The organism is Sulfurifustis variabilis (genome assembly GCF_002355415.1).
GTDB lineage: Bacteria > Pseudomonadota > Gammaproteobacteria > Acidiferrobacterales > Sulfurifustaceae > Sulfurifustis > Sulfurifustis variabilis.
Map to the genome: position 1 here is coordinate 2212573 of NZ_AP014936.1, position 17161 is coordinate 2229733.

A 17161-nucleotide genomic window follows, 5' to 3' on the forward strand; every position below is an offset into this window, starting at 1 on the left:
GTTCTTGAATCAAGACGGCGGAACAGTGGGGCCCTGCACCCGGGACACGCGCTGGTCGGCACACGCACGCAGCAGCTCCTCGACGGCGCCGCGCCCGGGCACGACGAGACCGGGCGCAATTTCGGACAAAGGATACAGGACGAACGCGCGCTCGTGCAGTCGGGGATGGGGAAGCGCGAGCACGGCGTCGTCGCGACGTTCGTCGCCGTAGAGAAGCAGATCGAGATCGAGCGTGCGCGGTCCGCCCTTCCGACCGCTGCCGCGATCGCGACCGTGCTTTCGCTCGATTTCGAGCAGTCCCGCGAGCAGCCGCTCCGAAGACAACCCGGTATCGACGGAACACACGGCATTCACGAAGTCGGGCTGCGCGACCGGTCCGACGGGCGCGCTGCGGTAGAGGGAGGAGCAGCGGACGAGCGTCGTGTGCGGAAGCGTCCGGAGATCGGCCGTCCCGGTACGCGCTTGCCGTTCGGGATCGTCCATGTTGCTGCCGATCCCGATGTAGGCGCGAACCTGCTTCATTGGGGCGTGGTGCGCGCCTCGGGCGGCCGCCGGCGCCCACGCCGGCGTCGTCGCCGCTTGCCGGGGCTCGGTGCCGTACCCGCTTCGGCGATCATTTCCCGGCGTCCGGCCTCGTCGCGCTCCTGGAACCGGGTCCACCAGGAGGCCAGCGCAGGATCCGCTTCGCCACAGTCGGCGCGCAGCACGAGAAAATCGTATGCCGCCCGGAAGCGCTTGTGCTCCAGCAGGCGAAACGGCTGGTTGCCCGAGCGGCGCTCGAAACGGCTCTGCATGGACCAGATCTCGCGCATCGGCGCGCTGAAGCGCTTCGGAATCGTGACGTGCTTGAGCTGCTCGCGGAGGACGCGCTCGGCGGCGCGCTCGAGCGCCTCGTTCGAGCGCATTCCGCGGGAGGCGAGCGTAGCCGTCTCCTGCCGGACCGGCTCCCACAGCAGCGCCGCGAACAGAAACGCGGGCGTCACGGGCTTGTCCTCCGCGACCCGCGCGTCCGTGTTCGCCAGCGCCTTGGGCACGAGTGTCAGCGGGAAGTGCTGCTCTTCGACCTCGAGGCTGCGCTCGGTGAGCGGGAACAGGAATCCGAAGAGGCCGTGCGTGCGCATCAGCTCGTATGTCTCGACCGCGTAGCCGCCCTGAAAGAGCTTCAGCACCTCCTCGAACATGCGCGCGGGCGGCACATTCAGAAGGAGCGGACCGAGGTCCCGGATCGGCGCCCCCGTGCGATCCTCCAGCCTGAAGCCGAGCTTCGCGGCGAAACGTATCGCGCGCAGCATCCGCACCGGATCCTCCCGGTAGCGCGTGACCGGGTCGCCGATCATGCGCAACACGCCCTTTTTGAGGTCGGCTACACCGCCCACGTAGTCGATAACACTGAAGTCGCGGATGTCGTAGTACAGCGCGTTCACCGTGAAGTCGCGCCGGCGCGCGTCCTCCTCCCGCGTACCGAAAACGTTGTGATCGTGCGTTTCCGCCGACTCACCCTCGAGGCCCGGCGGGGGCGCGGCGCGGAACGTCGCGACTTCCACGATTTCGCGGCCGAAGCGCACGTGCGCCAGTCGGAATCGGCGACCGATCAGACGCGCATTACCGAACAGCTTCCTGATTTCTTCCGGGCGTGCGTCGGTGACGACGTCGAAGTCCTTCGGCTCGCGGCCGAGCATGAGGTCCCGCACGCAACCGCCCACGAGCAGGCTCGCGTAGCCCGCCTCCTTCAGCCGGTTCAGGACCTTGAGCGCGTTTTCGCTGATGAGCGCGCGGGAAATGGGATGTTCTGCGCGCGGAATGATGAAGGGCTCGCTAATTTTCGCCTTACCCTGTGCTGTGTTCGACCGTGCACGCCGGACCGACGGACCGGCCATGATGCCATCGCGGCAACGGGCGGAATCGATGCGACCCATGCCGTCGTACCCGAAAAACCGGCGTGCCTCCTCTTCCTTCGCGCCGCGCGACTCCGCGAACCGCAAAAACCCGCCTCGCTGCACGCGGTTCGCGGTTGTGAAATCCCGGGCGGCCCGTATAATAGCACCGCTTTCACACCGCCGTTTACGCGGGCATCCCGCGCTCCCTTCGTCTAGTGGCCTAGGACGCTGGCCTCTCACGCCGGTAACAGGGGTTCGAGTCCCCTAGGGAGCGCCACCTCGCCGTCCATGGCGCCACCTTGCGACCTCGCTGAACTCCGGCCCGCACGTCCGTGTGCGGGCGCTCGGCGGCGCGGACACACGTTAAGTGTGTCCGCAAGCGCCCCGCCTCGCCCCCTAGGGAGCGCCACCTCGCCGTCCATGGCGCCACCTTGCGATCTCGCTGAACTCCGGGCTCGGGGCAAGGGGGTGCCGTGGTCCGGGAGGAGCCAGGGATCACCGCGCTGCCTGCACGGCCTGCGACTTGAACCTGGCGGTCGTCAACCCCAGATTCGCGCGTAACCCCAATTTTTTGAGCTCGCCATGGCCGATTCGCCCTTCATCGCCGACGTCACCCAGTCCGATTTTGCTGCCCGCGTCGTGGAAAAATCGCACGAGGTGCCGGTATTGGTGGACTTCTGGGCAGCCTGGTGCGGCCCCTGTCAGATGCTGATGCCGGTGCTCGCCCGGCTGGCGGGCGAGTATCAAGGCAAGTTCCTGCTCGCGAAGGTGAATACCGACGTGGAGCAGGCGCTGGCCCTTGAGTACGGCGTGCGCAGCCTGCCGACGGTCAAACTCTTCCGGCACGGGCAAGTGGTCGGCGAATTCATGGGCGTCCAGCCGGAGTCGGCGATCCGGACCCTGATCGACCGGTTCGTTCCGCGCGAGGCGGACAGCGTCATCGAGCGCGCCGACGCGCTGGCTGCGCAGGGTCGCACCCGGGAAGGACTTGCTCTGCTGCGCGCGGGCCTTTCCGGGGACCCGCAGTACGCACCGATCCGGTTCGCGCTCGCCCGACTGCTGCTGACTCCGGACGACGCGGCCGGGCTGAGTGCGCGAATCGAGGAGGCGGAACAGGTGCTCGGCGGCCTCCCGCTCGATCGCGCAAGCGATCCGGAAACCATCGGCTTGCGCGCCCGGCTCGACCTGCTTCGCGCCGTCGCGGACGCGCCGACTCCGGCCGAGCTCGAGAAAACGCTGGCCGACGACCCGGGCAATCAGGATGCCCGCTACCGGCTGAGCGCGTGGCGCGTATTGTCCGGAGACTACGAGCAGGCGATGGAAGGCTTATTGGAAATCGTCCGGCGGGATCGGACCTTCCGGGACGATGGCGCCCGAAAGACCCTGGTCTCCGTGTTCAACCTGCTCGGACAGCAGCATCCCCTGGTGCCCAAGTACCGGGCGCGACTCTCGAGCGCCCTTAATTAATTAACTTGGGGAGCCGGGCGCACGCGCTCATTCGCGGGCGCCGGAGGCCTGAAGCATCTGCACGACGCGGGTGAAGCCGCCCCGCGTCGCCATGGCCAGCGCCGTCTCGCCGTTACGGTCCTTCATCGCGGGATCCGCCCCGTGGTCGAGCAGGATCTGCACGATGTCGCCGTACCCCTTGTACGCCGCCGCCATGAGGGGCGTCTTCCCGGTCACGGTGCGCGTGTTGACGTTCACGCCCTGTTTGAGAAGCGTCTGAACGACCGGAATACGGCCCTTGAGGATTGCCGTGAAAAGCGCCGCTGCGCCATGCGCGCTCGGCGAGCGGCCGGATCGGTCGAGACCGGCCGGAAGCTTCCAGATCCGGTTGCTGAGGGAGATCACCACCATCGCGACCAGGCCGAGCAGCATGATCTGCGGATCGACGCCGAACTCTTTTGCGATTTCCTCCGGCAGGTTGGCCCCGATCGCGAGGAACACCACGACGAGCAGCAAGGCGAACTTGAGGTAGCGCACGAGCGCCACGCCGACGACAGCGATCAGGCCTCCGAGGAAATAGCGGCTATCGAGGCTGAGCGCGTCGGTCCAGGCTGTCGGAAGATTGGCGCCGATGGCGAGCAGCGCCACGAGGGAAACGAGAATCCAGTCGCGCGAGCTTTCTTTCAGCAGGACCATCGGCTCCCCCTACAGGCATGTTTCGGTGACGCGGACCGAGGTGGGTGAATTCTAACAGAGACAATCGGGGCATCGAATACTCAAGCGAGGACGCGACCGAGGAACCGGCCTATGTCCCGGATCTCCTGGTAGCTGACGGTGTGTTCGATGTCGTAGGGATGCCACTCGAGCGCATATCCGTTCGCCCGCAGGGCGTCGCGCGCGAGCTCGCCCACGGCGAACGGCACGACCGGATCCCGCCGGCCGTGCGCGAGCAGCAGCGGCAGATCGCGGGTCGCCGGCGCTGCGCCGTGCAGGAGGTCGTCCATGAACGGCATGGGCGCGGACAGCGCGACCACACCCGCCGGTCGCGGGGCGTGGCGCAAGCCGGCGTGCAGCGCCACGGTTCCGCCCTGAGAAAAGCCGGCGAGGACGATACGGCCCATGGGAATACCGCGCTCCTCCTCGCGTGCGACGATCGCGTGGACCAGGTCCACGGACTCGCCGATGTGCGCCGCGTTCTGCGCGAACCCGCGCGGGCCGAACCCCACGTCGTACCAGGCGCGCATCACGAAGCCGTTGTTGATCGTCACCGGACGGAAGGGGGCATGGGGGAAGACGAAACGCACGGCCGGGGACGCGGGCAGACCGAGCTCGGGCACGATGCCCTCGAAGTCGTGGCCGTCCGCGCCGAGCCCGTGGAGCCAGATGACCGCCGCCGAAGGATGCGGTCCGGTCTCGATCTCGACGGGCTCGTCCCCCTCCGTCGCGATGCCGCTCATGCGCTCACGAACCCTCGCGCTCGCCCCGGTAGACGCAACCTGCGGTGCAGGTCTCGCGAACCGTGATTTCCGCGAGGAGCGGCAGCGCCGGCTGCAAGCGATCCCAGATCCAGCGGGCGAGGTTCTCGCTCGTCGGGTTCTCGAGCCCCGGGATCTCGTTCAGGTAGTGGTGATCGAGCTGCTCGTAGATCGGCTGGAACGCGCGGCCGATGTCGGCGAAGTCCTGCACCCAGCCGGCCGCCGGATCGACCGGCCCGCGCACGCGCACCTCGACCCGGAAAGAATGGCCGTGCAGACGGCGGCATTTGTGGTTCTCGGGGACGTGCGGCAGCCGGTGGGCGGCTTCGAGGGTGAAAAGCTTGTAGATTTCCACGTGCTGGGGCGAGGTTCGGCCGCGACGCAGTTTACTCCAAATCCCGGACCGTCACAGCCGCCGCACGACACGACCCTCCTGCGACCTCGCCTCTTCGGCGTTAGAATGGTCGACTGTCCCTCCCCGAGAAACGAATGACCCCGCCGCTGCTTCCGCGCCTCGTCGAACCGTTCGAACTCCAGGCGCGCCTGGGCGAGGTCCGGCTGCTCATCGTGGACATGAGCCGGCGCGAAACCTACCTGGAGTCGCACATCCCGGGCGCGGTCAACCTCGATTACGCGGCACTCGTCCGCGCCGAACCGCCGGCACAGGGACTGCTTCCCGACGAGTCCCGGCTGAGCGAGCTGTTCAGCGCGCTCGGCCTCACGCCGGACAGTCACGTGGTCGCTTACGACGAGGAAGGCGGATCGCGGGCAACACGGCTGGTCTGGACGCTCGACGTCCTGCGTCACCCGACCGCGTCGCTGCTGAACGGCGGACTGCTCGCCTGGGAGCACGAGGGACGTCCCCTCGAATCGGGGGAACGCGTGCCGCGGCGCTCGGACTACCGGGCCACGATCGAACCTTCGCTGCTCGCGGACAAAGAGTGGATCCTCGCGCATCTGCACGATCCGGAAATCGTGCTGCTCGACACGCGCAGCCCGGCGGAGCATCAGGGGACGGTGCTCCGGGCCGCCCGCGGCGGGCACATCCCGGGGGCCGTGAACTTCGATTACGTGAATGCGATGGACCGCGCCCGCGATCTGCGGTTGCGCGACGAGCACGCCCTCCGGCGTGAGCTGTCGGATCTGGGCGTGACGCCCGACAAGGAGGTCGTGGTGTACTGCCAGACGCACCACCGCTCGTCGCACACCTACTTCGTGCTCAAGCATCTGGGATTTCCGCGCGTGCGCGCCTACCCCGGGTCGTGGTCGGAATGGGGCAATCTTCCCGACACCCCTATCGAATGAAAGGCCAGACGCTCCGGCTGTCGCCGTGGGATTCCGCCGTCGGGACGGCGGCCGTGTCATGGGTTACCAACAGCGCGTAGACGTCGCCCACGTACACCATGGCCGCCGCCTGCCGCATGCCGGCGTCCGTTTCGGCACATTCCGTTTCCGCTTGCCGGATGAGGTCCAGAGCGAAATCGAGTAGACCGGATTGCATCGCGCCACCTCCGCGCCGCGACGGGCTGCGCTGATTTCTCTGTACATGGAGGGCAGCAAGGAGCGTGCCACCCGCCGGAGCGCTTGCGTCGCGCTGGTATGATGCAATGTCGGTACGGAAAACACAGACGGGGACAGCGATGGACAGAACCTGGATAGTGGTCGCGCACCGCGGCGGAGCGCGTATCTTCGCCGCGGGCCAGTCCGGCAAGGGGATGGATCTGGTGACGGAGCTGGAGCACCCGGCCGGCAAGCTCAAGAACCAGGACATCGACAGCGACAAGCAGGGTCGGGCATTCGAACGGCGGGGCGCGGGGCGCCATGCCTATACGCGCGAGCAGGAACCGACGGAGCACGTCGCGGCGCAGTTCGCGAAACAGATCGCGACCGTCCTGGAGGACGCTCGCACGGCACGGACGTACGAGCGGCTGGCGCTGGTTGCCGAACCGCGCTTCCTCGGCATGCTCCGCGCGGCGCTGAGTCCTTCGGTCGCCGCGCTGGTAACCGCGACGCTCGACAAGGACCTTGGCGGCATCGAGGAACGGGACCTGCCTCGGCACCTCACCGAGATCCTGTCCCCGTAATCAGGGAGCGAGCGCCGGACCGGAGCGTGGCGAACAGCGCTTCCGGACATGGAGCGCGAAATCGAGCGTCATCGGGGACTCCTCGGCCCGGCGCCTTCAGGGGCGGGCGGGCCTGTCTTCGAGGTACGCCTTCAACCGCCGCACCGCCTCCTCGAGGTTCTCGAGGGTGTTCGCGTACGAGAATCGCACGTGGCGTCGAGCGGCATGCTCGCCGAAGTCGATGCCGGGCGTGATCGCTACTCCCGTCGCCGTCAAGACTTCGCGAGCGAACGCCTCGCTGTCGTCCGTGAAGCGACTGCAGTCGGCGTACACATAGAACGCGCCCTCCGGCGACGCCGGAACGCCGAATCCCAGATCGCACAACGCGGGCACCAGGTAGTCGCGCCGCTCCCTGAATACGCCGCGCCGCCGCTCCAGTTCCACCTTCACTTCGGGCTCGAAGGCCGCGAGTGCGGCGTACTGCGCCGGGGTGTTGACGGAGATGTAGAGATTCTGGGCGAGGCGCTCGAGCGCAGGCACGTACTCCGCCGGAGCGACGAGCCAGCCGATCCTCCAGCCGGTCATGCCGTAATACTTCGAGAAGCTGTTGACGACGAAGATGTCCGGCCCGAGCGCGAGGGCGCTCTCGGCGTCGATCCCGTACGTGAGTCCGTGGTAGATCTCGTCGACGACGAGCGCGCCGCCCAGAGCGGAAACCGTCCGTGCGATTCGCGCCATCTCCCCGCGCGCGACCATCGTCCCCGTAGGGTTCGCCGGCGACGCCACGAGGGCGGCGACGGTACGGTCGGTCCAGCGCGATCGCAACTGCTCCGCGCTCGCCTGGTAGTTCGTTTCGGGGCCGACCGGCACGGGCCGCGGATCGCCCTCGAACAATCGCACGAAGTGGCGATTGCAGGGATAGCCGGGATCGGACAGCAGCACCCCGTCGCCGGGATTCACGAGCGCGCCGAGCGCGAGCAACAGCGCACCCGACGCGCCGGGCGTGACCACGATGCGCGACGGATCGGGCCGATGCGCCGCCGGGTAGCTCGCCGCAATCGCTTCCCGCAGCGCATCGAGTCCGAGCGCCGGCAGGTACGACGTGCGCCCCGCCGCAAGGGCGCGGACGCCGGCCTGCACGATGCCGTCCGCCGTGGGAAAGTCCGGTTCGCCGATCTCGAGATGAATGACGGAGCGCCCCTGCGCCTCGAGCGACCGGGCCCGGGCGAGGACCTCCATCACCCGGAAGGGCGCGATGCGGTCGAGGCGGGCGGCGGGCCGAGTCACGGTCCGGCGTGCAGCCGGCGCAACGCCGGGACATCGACCAGATCGAAGCCGTTCAGGCCGGGCGGGGCCAGCACACGACAGGGCCGGTCGCGATCGCCCAGGTGATCGAGGACGGCGAGGGCGTCGCGGAAGTCGTGATCCCGGCTGTAGTCGGTCGGCGTCACGATCGTGGGGAGACCTGCCGCGGTCGCCGCGCGCAGCCCGTTCTCGGAGTCCTCGAAGGCGAGGCAGGCCTCGGCGGGGAGCCCGAGGCGTTCGAGTACATAATAGTAGATATCGGGCGCCGGCTTTTTCGCGGGGACCACATCGCCCGCTCCGATCACCGCGAACCAGGATTCGGCATCGCGGCCGAAACCGGCCGCGAGCAGCGCCGTCACGTTTGCCGGCGTAGTGGTGGTGGCGATCGCGAGCCGGAGGCCCTCCGCCCTCGCCTCTTCGATGAGGCGCCGCACGCCATGGCGGAACGGAATGCCGGGGTCCGCGAGGAGCGCGGTGTAGTGCCGGGTCTTCGCCGCGTGGAGGCGAGCGATCAGCGCATCGGGCGCAGGCAACCGCGACAATTCCTCCGGTCGATGACGCTCGAGATAATGACGGATGCGTTCCTTGCCCCCGGTCACCGCCAGCAGGTCCCCGTAGAGCGCCGGATCCCACGCCCAGTCGAGCCCTGCCTCCGCGAAGGCGCGATTGAAGGCGAGCCGGTGCCCGTCGCGCTCGGTATCGGCGAGCGTTCCGTCGACGTCGAAGATCAGGGCCCGGAGCGGCGGGCGTGTATGCGGAGCCATAAAATCCGTGCCGGCAATCGGCGATTAGCGTGCCCTGCCGGAGGCCGGCCGGGGCGGTTTTCCGGTTGCGACCCCTACCCCTTTCTGGTATAGATTCGCGCTCATTTTTTCGGCCCGGTCGCGATTTTGGGCCCATTATCGCAGGAGTAGACGAATGCCGGCCACCCGGAAAAGAAAGGAACCCGTTGCCGTCGCCTCGGGCATCAAGGCCTACGCGGCGAAGAAGGGCGAGAAGTACATGAACAAGAAGCAGCTCGAGCACTTCCGCGCGAAGCTGCTGGCGTGGCGCAAGGAGCTCCTCGACGAGCTCACCCGGACCGTGCACCAGATGCGCGACGAGCCGGAGAATCCGCCCGACCCGAACGATCGCGCGAGCCAGGAGACCGACATGTCCCTCGAGCTCCGCTCCCGCGACCGCGAGCGCAAGCTCATCAAGAAAATCGACGAGGCCATCCAGCGCATGGATGCGGGCGATTACGGCTACTGCGAGGTTTGCGGCGTCGAGATCGGTCTCGAGCGCCTCGAGGCGCGCCCCACCGCCGAGCTGTGCATCGACTGCAAGACGCTGGACGAGATCCGCGAGAAGCAGATGGGCTGAGCGCCCTTCGGCGCGCGGGGCGATCCGTTTGTCGAGCCTACTGATCCGGAACGCCCGCATCGCGCGCGAGGACGGCTCGACGCTCGCGGGTGACGTCTATTGCGAGTCGGGCCTCATCCGCCGGATCGACTCGCACCTCTCCGTCAACGCCGACGAAACCATCGACGCGGCGGGTCACCTCCTCCTGCCCGGCGTCATCGATCCCCACGTTCACTTTCGTGAACCCGGCAAGGAGTACAAGGAGGACCTGGCCAGCGGCTCGCGCGCGGCGGCGCGCGGCGGCGTCACGAGCTTCCTCGAAATGCCGAACACCACGCCCGCCACCGTCGATCAGGTCACGCTCGACGACAAGCTGGCGCGTGCGGCCCGCGCCTCCGTCGTCAATTACGGCTTCTTCATCGGCGCCACCCCGCGCAACCTCGAAGCGCTGAACGACGCCGGGCCGGCCTGCGGCATCAAGATCTTCATGGGCTGCTCCACCGGCGACCTGCTCGTCTCGGCCGACGAGGACCTCGAGCGCATCTTCGCCAACGGCACCCGTCCGATAGGCGTGCACGCCGAGGACGACGCCCGCCTGCACGAGCGCCGGAAACGCTTTTCCGGGCGCACCGATCCCGCGGTGCATTCCGAGATCCGCGACAACGAGTCGGCCGTGATCGCGACGCGCAAGGCGCTCGCGCTCTCGAAGAAGTACCGGCGCCGGCTGCACATTCTCCACATGTCGACGCGCGAGGAAGTCGAGCTGCTGCGGCGCGAGAAGCCGGCCTGGGTGCGGGCGGAGGTGATTCCCAATCACCTGCTGCTCGACACCAGCGAATACGCGCGCCAGGGCGCGCGCGTCCAGATGAATCCGCCCATCCGGAGTCGGGAGGACAACGAAGCGCTCTGGCAGGCGCTGCGCGACGGCATCATCGATTTTCTCGCGACGGACCACGCACCGCACACGCTGGCCGAAAAGGATCGCCCCTACCCCGAGGCGCCGTCCGGCATGCCGGGCGTCGAGACCGCGCTGCCGCTCATGCTCACGCAGGTGCGCGCCGGGCGCTGCACGCTCGCCGACATCCAGAAGTGGATGTGCCGGGGACCGGCCGAGGCCTACGGCATCGCGAACAAGGGCCGGATCGCGATCGGCTACGACGCCGATCTCGCGCTGGTCGACGTCGACACCCATCGACCGGTGCGGAACGACGAGCTCTACACCCGCGCCGCGTGGTCGCCCTACGAGGGCCAAGAGCTCATTGGCTGGCCGCTCTGCACCATCGTGGGCGGCCGCATCGTCTACGAAGGCGGACGAATAAGGGAAGGGGTACGCGGACAGGCGCTGCGTTTCGGGCCGACGTCCGATCGGCCGGCCGCATGACCGCCTGGCTCGTGGTCCAGGCCGTGATCCTCGGCATCGTCGAGGGTCTGACCGAGTTCCTGCCGGTCTCCTCCACCGGTCACCTGATCATCGTCGGCGACGCGATGGGATTCACCGGCGAGCGCGCGAAGACCTTCGAGATCTTCATCCAGCTCGGCTCCATCTTCGGCGTCATGTGGCACTACCGGACGAGGCTCGCGGATCTCGCGCTGCGGATCCACCGGCCGCCCGAGCGCCGCTTCGTGCTCAATCTGCTGCTCGCGTTCCTCCCGGCCGCGCTCGTCGGCCTGCTGCTCCACGGCGCGATCAAGGAGCACCTGTTCAATCCGTTCACCGTGGCGGGCGCGCTCGTCGCCGGCGGCGTCGTGATCCTGCTCATCGAGCGCCTTCCCCGCCGGGAGCGTGTCGCCACGCTCGACGCCATCCGCCCGATCGACGCGCTCAAGATCGGGATGGCGCAGACGCTCGCCCTGTTTCCCGGCGTCTCCCGGTCGGGGGCCACGATCATGGGGGGACTCGTCGCGGGGCTGTCGCGCAAGGCGGCGACCGAGTTCTCGTTCTTCCTCGCCATGCCGACCATGTTCGCCGCCACGCTCTACGCGCTTTACAAGGACCTCGGGCACCTCACCGGCGACCATCTCCTGCTGTTCGCGGCCGGTTTCGTCACGGCCTTTTTCAGCGCCCTGGTGGTCGTCCGCGCCTTTCTCGCTTATGTGGCGCGGCACACCTTCGTGCCCTTCGCGTACTACCGGATCGGCTTCGGCCTCCTGGTTCTCGCTTATTTCTGGTAGGGTTGCTTTGTATGTCCCCGGCCCTTGGGCTATGTTTCGAGGACGGGGTGCCCATCGATGTTTCAGAACGTCTCCGCCTACCGGGGGATCGCCATGCCCGGTGACGCTGCCGTCGCCAGCAAGCCATGCGTGCTCGTCGTGGACGATTCGCGCGTCATTCGCCGCGCGGTCCAGAAGGTCCTGGCCGACGAGTTCCTCCTGATCGAGGCCGAGGACGGCGAGGCGGGCTGGAAGCATCTCCTCACCGACGAACGCATCCAGGTGGTGATCAGCGACGTCGAGATGCCCAAGCTCGACGGGTACGCGCTCATCTGCCGCATTCGCGCCGCCGAGCAGACGCGCATGCGCGAGGTGCCGGTCATCATCATCACCGGCGCGGACGACGAGCAGACGCGCCAGCGCGCCTTCGCCTGCGGTGCGACCGATTTCGTCAGCAAGCCCATCGACGGCGTGCAGCTCCTCGCCCGCGCCCGGGCCCACGCCCGGCTCGATCAGACCATCCGCCGCCTCGAGGAAACCACCCGCACGCTCGAGGACGTGACGGCGGTCGACCCGCTCACCGAGCTCTACAGCCGGCGATATTTCCTTCAACGCGCCGAGCAGGACCTCGCCTACGCTCGGCGGCACAGGGAGCAGCTCTCCCTGATCCGCGTCGACATCGACGACTTCCGCAACATCTACAAGTCGCTCGGCGACGAGGCGACCGATCGGCTGCTCGTGTGGCTCGCCGGGATCCTGCGCTCGACGCTCCGGACCGAGGACACGATCGCCCGAATCCGCGCGGCCGAGTTCGCGATCCTCGCGCCGTCGACGGGACGCGACGCGGGCACGGCGCTTTGCGAACGCCTCCGGGCGGCCGCGGCGGAACGGCCGTTCGTCGAGGACCCGCATGCGCTCGCCATCACTCTGAGTCTCGGGCTCGTCACCGCAGGTCACGACGCGGCCGACGGACTCGAGGAGCTGCTGGCGCGCGCGGAAGAACGCCTCACGCTCGCCAAGGCGGCCGGCGGCAACCGGCTGAGCGTGGGTCACGAGGAAACGGTACCGCCGCCCGAGGAGGCGGTGATGGAAGTGCCCGATCTCGAGACGGCGTTGCGGATGCTCTGCGACGGCGAATCGGGAAAACTCGCCCCTTTTCTGCCGGACCTGCTCGCCCGCCTGATCCCCCTGCTCGAGTACGGTGACCGTCAGCTCGACCTCGACGCCGGCCCCGCGATCGAAGCCCTTCGGGAACGGCTCGGCGCTGTGAAATAATCGCGGCCATGATCGGCGCCCCGACGTTCTACACGGCCCTCCAGGGCCGCTTCAGCGGCATCCTGCATTGGGAGGAACTGACCTCGTTCTGGGCGCTCCTGCGCGAACGCGCGGACAACGGCTGGTACATCTACGCCGTCGGCGAATCCGTTCCGGCCCGGCCGCGCTCCGGCGACGAGGTGAGGCGGTTCATCGACGCGGTCGACGCCCTGCTGCGCGAGGACCATCGCGAGGACTACTGCGGCATCGTGTACACGGACAGCCGCGACGAACCGACGATCGTCAAGGTCTTCGATCCGCACCACCTCGGGGTCTCGTGCGGCTTCAGCAAGAACCCGCCGCTGCCGGGGTGGATTCTTTCCCGCATCCCGCCGCTCCCGGTGAACGACAAGCGCGTGCTGCCCGAAGGCCGGCGCCGCTGGTGGCGCGCGCTCTGGTCGGACTGACCGCTTGGACGCGCCGTTCGAGCCCGCGTGGTGGTGCCGCGGCGCGCACCTGCAGACGGTCTGGCCGACCTGCTTCCGTCGCACGCCGCGCCCGCCGCTCGCCCGCGAGCGACTCGAGCTTCCGGACGGCGACTTCCTCGACATCGACTGGGCGTTCCGCATGCCATCGGCGGGACGGCCGACCGTGCTGGTGCTGCACGGCCTCGCCGGTTCCTCGCGTTCGCCCTACGCGCGCGGTCTGCTCGCCGCCCTGGCACGCGAGGGCTGGAATGCCGGCCTCATGCACTTTCGCGGCTGCAGCGGCGAGCCCAATCGCCTTGCGCGCAGTTACCACTCGGGCGAAACCGGCGATCTCGAGCAGGTTGTCGCGGTGCTGCACGAGCGCGCGGGCGATACGCCGCTCGCGCTCGTCGGGATTTCGCTCGGCGGGAACGTGCTGCTCAAATGGCTCGGCGAGCGCGGCGCCTCCGCTCCGGTCCGGGCCGCCGTCGCGGTCTCCGTGCCGTTCGTGCTCGCGCGTGCCGCCGATCGTCTCGAAGTCGGCCCGTCTCGTTTGTACCAGTGGTACCTGCTGCGCTGCCTGCGTCGCTCGCTCGAGATCAAGCGCCGGCGGGTGAACGTGCCGCTCGCGGTCGAGAACCTCGCGCGACTCAGACGTTTTCGCGATTTCGACGAGCACGTGACCGCGCCGCTGCACGGATTCCGCGGGGCCGAGCATTACTACGCGGCGGCAAGCTCGCGCCCGTTTCTCTCCCGGATCGCGGTACCGACGCTCATCATTCAGGCGCGCGACGATCCCTTCCTGTCGCCCGACGCGATCCCCGACGCCCGCGAGCTGCCCGACGGCGTGAAGCTCGAGCTGTACGCCAACGGCGGTCACGCCGGTTTCATCGCCGGCGGTTGGCCCTGGCGCGCGCGCTACTGGCTCGACGAGCGTGTTCCCGCCTATCTTCGGGCACGCGTCGCGCCGAGCGGGGCTCGCCCCGCTTCGCCTAGCCCCGCCGACGCGCCGGCCGCGCGGTCGGAAGCGCGGTCAATGGATCGTCCGGCCACGGGTGCTTGGGATAGCGCCCCTTGAGCTCCTTGCGCACCTCGGGATAGGTGCGCTCCCAGAAACCTCGCAAGTCCTGCGTGACCTGAATCGGGCGCTGCGCCGGCGAGAGCAGGTGCAGCGTCACCGGCACCCTCCCCCCGGCCACGCGGGGCGTGTCCGTCTGACCGAACATCTCCTGCAGCTTGACCGCGAGCACCGGTGATTCGCCGGCGCGGTACTGGAGCCGCACGCGGGAGCCGCTCGGCACGCGCACGTGGGTGGGCGCGTGCTCGTCGAGCCGCCGCGCCTGCGCGGGGTCGAGCAGCGTGTTCAGGATCGCCGTGAGATCGAGCCGCGCCAGATGCGCTCGCCGCGTGATCCCGTCGAGCCAGGGACCGAGCCAAGTCTCGAGACGGGCGGCGAGCGCCGCATCCGCGACGTCGGGCCAGCCCTCGTCCGGGAACCAGGCGCGCAGGGACAGGACGCGCGCCTGCCATTCGCGCGCTGCGCCGCTCCAGGGCAGCGCCCCGATCCCGAGGCGGCGGATGCCATCGAGCATGGCGCCCCTCACCTGTTCGCCGTCGGTGTCGGGCGTCGTCTTCGAGGCGAGCAGCAGGTCGCCGAGGCGCTCCTCCCGCCGCGCGAGAACGGACTCGCTGGCCTCGTCCCAGCCCACGACGTCCGCGACGCGGATGCTGTCGACTCGCATCCGACGCAATTCGGCGAGATCGACCGCGGCCGCCAGATGAATGACTCCCTCGGCTTCCCCGGCGTCGACCACCGGCGCCACCAGCCACGGCGGAGAGAGGCGCGACTCGTACGCGGGAAGGCGCGCTCCGCGGCCGCTGGCAAGCAGGTACCGCGGCTCTCCCGGCGCCCGTTGCATGCCGATCCGGTCCGGATACGCGAGCGCGAGCAGCAGGCCCGCGTCGTGGGGACCGCGATCCGGTTTTGCGTGCAGCGCGTGACGGAACTGTGCCGCCGCCTGAACCGCGCGGGCGCACGCGCCCGGATCGGCGCCGTGATTCCGGGCGCCCCGGTGACCCTCGCGCCGCGCCGCTTCGAGCGCCTCGAGTCGCGGGATCAGGTCGACGGTCCGGCGCGTGCCGGCGTAGACATCGCGCTCGCTCACGAGCGCCGCGAGGTCGCAGGCGAGGTACGCGGCGCCCCGTTCCGCGGCGACGCGCAGCATGTGGGCGAGTCGGGGATGCACCGGGAGATCTGCCATGGCGCGGCCGCTCGCCGTGATCGCGCCTGCCTCGTCGATGGCCCCGAGCATGGCGAGCAGGCCGCGGGCCTGGGCGAGCGCCGCGGGCGGCGGCGAATCGAGCCAGGTGAGCGCGGCGGGGTCGGTGCCCCAGGCGGCGAGCTCGAGCGCAAACGACGCGAGATCCGCGGACTTGATCTCGGGCGTCGGTTGCGCCGCGAGACCGCGGTGCGTGCTCTCCGTCCAGAGACGATAACAGACACCGGGACCCAGCCGGCCGGCGCGCCCGGCCCTCTGATCGGCAGAGGCGCGCGAGATGCGCGCCGTGACGAGGCGCGTCAGGCCGCTGCGCGGATCGAACTCCGGCACCCGCGCGTACCCCGAATCGACCACGACCCGCACACCCTCGATGGTCAGGCTCGTCTCCGCGATCGGTGTCGCGAGCACCACCTTGCGGTGCGCGCCGCCCGGCCGGAGCGCGCGCGCCTGGTCCTCCCACGACAGGTCGCCGTAAAGCGGCAGCACGTCCGCTTCGCCGGTCGTGCCCAACAGCTCCCGGGCGCGGCGAATCTCTCCGGCGCCGGGCAGGAATGCAAGCACGTCGCCCTCGTCGCGCGCGAGCGCCGCGCGTACCGCCGTCGCGACGCGTTCGGCGAGCGGCGCCTCGGGCTCGCGCGGCAAATAGTGAATCGCGACCGGATGCGCCCTGCCCGCGCTCTCCACCAGCGGCGCCTCGAGCACCCGCGCGATGCCCTGTCCGTCGAGTGTCGCGGACATGACGAGAATCTTCAGGTCCGGCCGCAGCAGGCGCTGGCTGTCGCGCGCGAGGGCGAGCGCCAGGTCGGTGTGGAGGTGACGCTCGTGAAACTCGTCGAAGATAACGAGCCCGGCGTCTTCGAGGCCCGGATCGCTCTGGAGGCGGCGGGTGAGTATGCCTTCGGTCAGGACTTCGATGCGCGTGCGAGGCCCGATCCGGGACTCGAAGCGCACGCGATATCCGACCGTCTGGCCGATCGGCTCTCCGCGAAGCTCGCTCATGCGGGCCGCGGCGGCGCGCGCGGCCAGCCGGCGGGGCTCGAGCACGAGGATCCGGCGGCCGGCGAGCCAGGGCGCATCGAGCAGCGCCAGCGGCACGAGCGTCGTCTTGCCCGCCCCGGGCGGCGCCTGCAGCACGACGGCCGGCCGCCGGGCGAGCGCGTCGCCCAGCGCGGGCAGGACTTCCGAGATGGGCAGATCGTTCATCGCGATGGCGCGCCGGGCTTCCGGGCGCGAAGGGGAGTCAGTACCATTCCGGTTCTTTTCGGCGTCGATCTTAACAGATCAGGAAGGCCCGACCGTGCGGGACCCGGAGTCGCCTCGCCGCCAGTGCGGCGCAAGCATCCTCATCGAGGCGGAGCAGAACGACATGGCGCAGCGCTTCGGCCCGCTCGATCCGTCGCCGTCGCACGGGAAGGACACGGACGGCAACCTGTGCGGGCTACGTCGCGACCTCGCGCGCCTGCGGGTCGAGCTCCGCAAGACCGCGTAGCCACGGTCCGCCGA

At 69.1% G+C, this 17161-nt stretch carries 19 protein-coding genes and 1 tRNA gene; 11 read left to right on the top strand and 9 right to left on the bottom strand.

Annotated elements, in window-relative coordinates; genetic code table 11:
- Positions 1-9: 9 nt before the first annotated feature.
- Together folK and pcnB are read right to left on the bottom strand one after the other, a co-directional pair.
- Positions 10-522 carry a 2-amino-4-hydroxy-6-hydroxymethyldihydropteridine diphosphokinase gene (gene folK / locus SVA_RS10450; protein ID WP_096461166.1) on the bottom strand — a complete coding sequence of 171 codons (513 nt, stop codon included), beginning with the start codon at positions 520-522 and terminating at the stop codon, positions 10-12.
- On the bottom strand, positions 519-2000 hold the full coding sequence (gene pcnB / locus SVA_RS10455) for a polynucleotide adenylyltransferase PcnB (RefSeq protein ID WP_197703162.1): 1482 nt from the start codon (positions 1998-2000) through the stop codon (positions 519-521). Before pcnB ends, folK begins: the two co-directional genes overlap by 4 nt.
- A 78-nt stretch (positions 2001-2078) precedes the next feature.
- On the opposite strand from pcnB, the gene SVA_RS10460 reads away from it, so the two are divergent.
- Together SVA_RS10460 and trxA are read left to right on the top strand one after the other, a co-directional pair.
- Positions 2079-2154 (top strand) — tRNA-Glu (locus SVA_RS10460).
- A 305-nt stretch (positions 2155-2459) separates the two neighbouring features.
- Positions 2460-3344 (top strand): thioredoxin, encoded by an 885-nt coding sequence (gene trxA / locus SVA_RS10465; RefSeq protein WP_096461167.1) that lies wholly within the window; start codon positions 2460-2462, stop codon positions 3342-3344.
- Between the two features lie 27 nt (positions 3345-3371).
- Here trxA and SVA_RS10470 read toward each other — a convergent pair whose 3' ends face one another.
- The 3 genes from SVA_RS10470 to queD all read right to left on the bottom strand — a co-directional run bounded on the left by SVA_RS10470 (position 3372) and on the right by queD (position 5153).
- Positions 3372-4019 carry an ankyrin repeat domain-containing protein gene (locus tag SVA_RS10470; RefSeq protein ID WP_096461168.1) on the bottom strand — a complete coding sequence of 216 codons (648 nt, stop codon included), beginning with the start codon at positions 4017-4019 and terminating at the stop codon, positions 3372-3374.
- Between the two features lie 80 nt (positions 4020-4099).
- Positions 4100-4780 carry an alpha/beta hydrolase gene (locus SVA_RS10475; protein WP_096461169.1) on the bottom strand — a complete coding sequence of 227 codons (681 nt, stop codon included), beginning with the start codon at positions 4778-4780 and terminating at the stop codon, positions 4100-4102.
- 4 nt (positions 4781-4784) lie between these two features.
- Positions 4785-5153, bottom strand: coding sequence for a 6-carboxytetrahydropterin synthase QueD (gene queD, locus SVA_RS10480; protein WP_096461170.1), 369 nt, complete (start codon positions 5151-5153; stop codon positions 4785-4787).
- Between the two features lie 134 nt (positions 5154-5287).
- Between queD and SVA_RS10485 the strand changes: the two genes are divergently transcribed.
- Positions 5288-6103, top strand: coding sequence for a sulfurtransferase (locus SVA_RS10485; protein ID WP_096461171.1), 816 nt, complete (start codon positions 5288-5290; stop codon positions 6101-6103).
- On the opposite strand, the gene SVA_RS10490 is transcribed toward SVA_RS10485, so the two are convergent.
- Positions 6093-6299 (bottom strand): hypothetical protein, encoded by a 207-nt coding sequence (locus SVA_RS10490; protein ID WP_096461172.1) that lies wholly within the window; start codon positions 6297-6299, stop codon positions 6093-6095. The two genes, SVA_RS10485 and SVA_RS10490, sit on opposite strands and share 11 nt — an antisense overlap.
- Positions 6300-6438: 139 nt before the next feature.
- Here SVA_RS10490 and SVA_RS10495 point away from each other — a divergent pair, with 139 nt between their 5' ends.
- Positions 6439-6882 (top strand): host attachment protein, encoded by a 444-nt coding sequence (locus tag SVA_RS10495; protein WP_169924056.1) that lies wholly within the window; start codon positions 6439-6441, stop codon positions 6880-6882.
- Positions 6883-6978: 96 nt separating this feature from the next.
- Here the strand turns inward: SVA_RS10495 and SVA_RS10500 are convergent, their stop codons facing one another.
- Both SVA_RS10500 and SVA_RS10505 read right to left on the bottom strand, forming a co-directional pair.
- Positions 6979-8148 carry a pyridoxal phosphate-dependent aminotransferase gene (locus SVA_RS10500; RefSeq protein WP_197703163.1) on the bottom strand — a complete coding sequence of 390 codons (1170 nt, stop codon included), beginning with the start codon at positions 8146-8148 and terminating at the stop codon, positions 6979-6981.
- A complete protein-coding gene (locus tag SVA_RS10505; protein ID WP_096461174.1) occupies positions 8145-8930 on the bottom strand; it encodes an HAD family hydrolase in 786 nt (261 codons plus the stop codon). The genes SVA_RS10500 and SVA_RS10505 overlap by 4 nt, the downstream gene beginning before the upstream one ends.
- A gap of 154 nt (positions 8931-9084) precedes the next feature.
- Between SVA_RS10505 and dksA the strand changes: the two genes are divergently transcribed.
- Genes dksA through SVA_RS10535 form a run of 6 tightly spaced genes read left to right on the top strand, consistent with a single transcriptional unit; the run spans position 9085 to position 14457 of the window.
- A complete protein-coding gene (dksA, locus tag SVA_RS10510; protein ID WP_096461175.1) occupies positions 9085-9528 on the top strand; it encodes an RNA polymerase-binding protein DksA in 444 nt (147 codons plus the stop codon).
- A gap of 28 nt (positions 9529-9556) precedes the next feature.
- Complete coding sequence (locus tag SVA_RS10515; RefSeq protein WP_096461176.1) at positions 9557-10888, top strand: dihydroorotase; 1332 nt, start codon at positions 9557-9559, stop codon at positions 10886-10888.
- On the top strand, positions 10885-11679 hold the full coding sequence (locus SVA_RS10520; RefSeq protein WP_096461177.1) for an undecaprenyl-diphosphate phosphatase: 795 nt from the start codon (positions 10885-10887) through the stop codon (positions 11677-11679). The genes SVA_RS10515 and SVA_RS10520 overlap by 4 nt, the downstream gene beginning before the upstream one ends.
- A 57-nt stretch (positions 11680-11736) precedes the next feature.
- Positions 11737-12933, top strand: a complete 1197-nt coding sequence (locus SVA_RS10525; RefSeq protein WP_096461178.1) for a GGDEF domain-containing protein — start codon at positions 11737-11739, stop codon at positions 12931-12933.
- Positions 12934-12941: 8 nt separating this feature from the next.
- Complete coding sequence (locus SVA_RS10530) at positions 12942-13379, top strand: hypothetical protein (protein ID WP_096461179.1); 438 nt, start codon at positions 12942-12944, stop codon at positions 13377-13379.
- A gap of 4 nt (positions 13380-13383) precedes the next feature.
- The gene (locus tag SVA_RS10535; protein WP_096461180.1) at positions 13384-14457 is read left to right on the top strand and encodes a hydrolase; all 1074 of its coding nucleotides are present in this window, start codon (positions 13384-13386) and stop codon (positions 14455-14457) included.
- On the opposite strand, the gene hrpB is transcribed toward SVA_RS10535, so the two are convergent.
- Positions 14372-16861: an ATP-dependent helicase HrpB gene (gene hrpB, locus SVA_RS10540; RefSeq protein WP_096461181.1), complete on the bottom strand. Its 2490-nt coding sequence runs from the start codon at positions 16859-16861 to the stop codon at positions 14372-14374. The two genes, SVA_RS10535 and hrpB, sit on opposite strands and share 86 nt — an antisense overlap.
- On the opposite strand from hrpB, the gene SVA_RS19455 reads away from it, so the two are divergent.
- Positions 16845-17147, top strand: a complete 303-nt coding sequence (locus tag SVA_RS19455) for a hypothetical protein (RefSeq protein ID WP_148665444.1) — start codon at positions 16845-16847, stop codon at positions 17145-17147. The genes hrpB and SVA_RS19455 overlap by 17 nt on opposite strands.
- Positions 17148-17161: the final 14 nt, after the last annotated feature.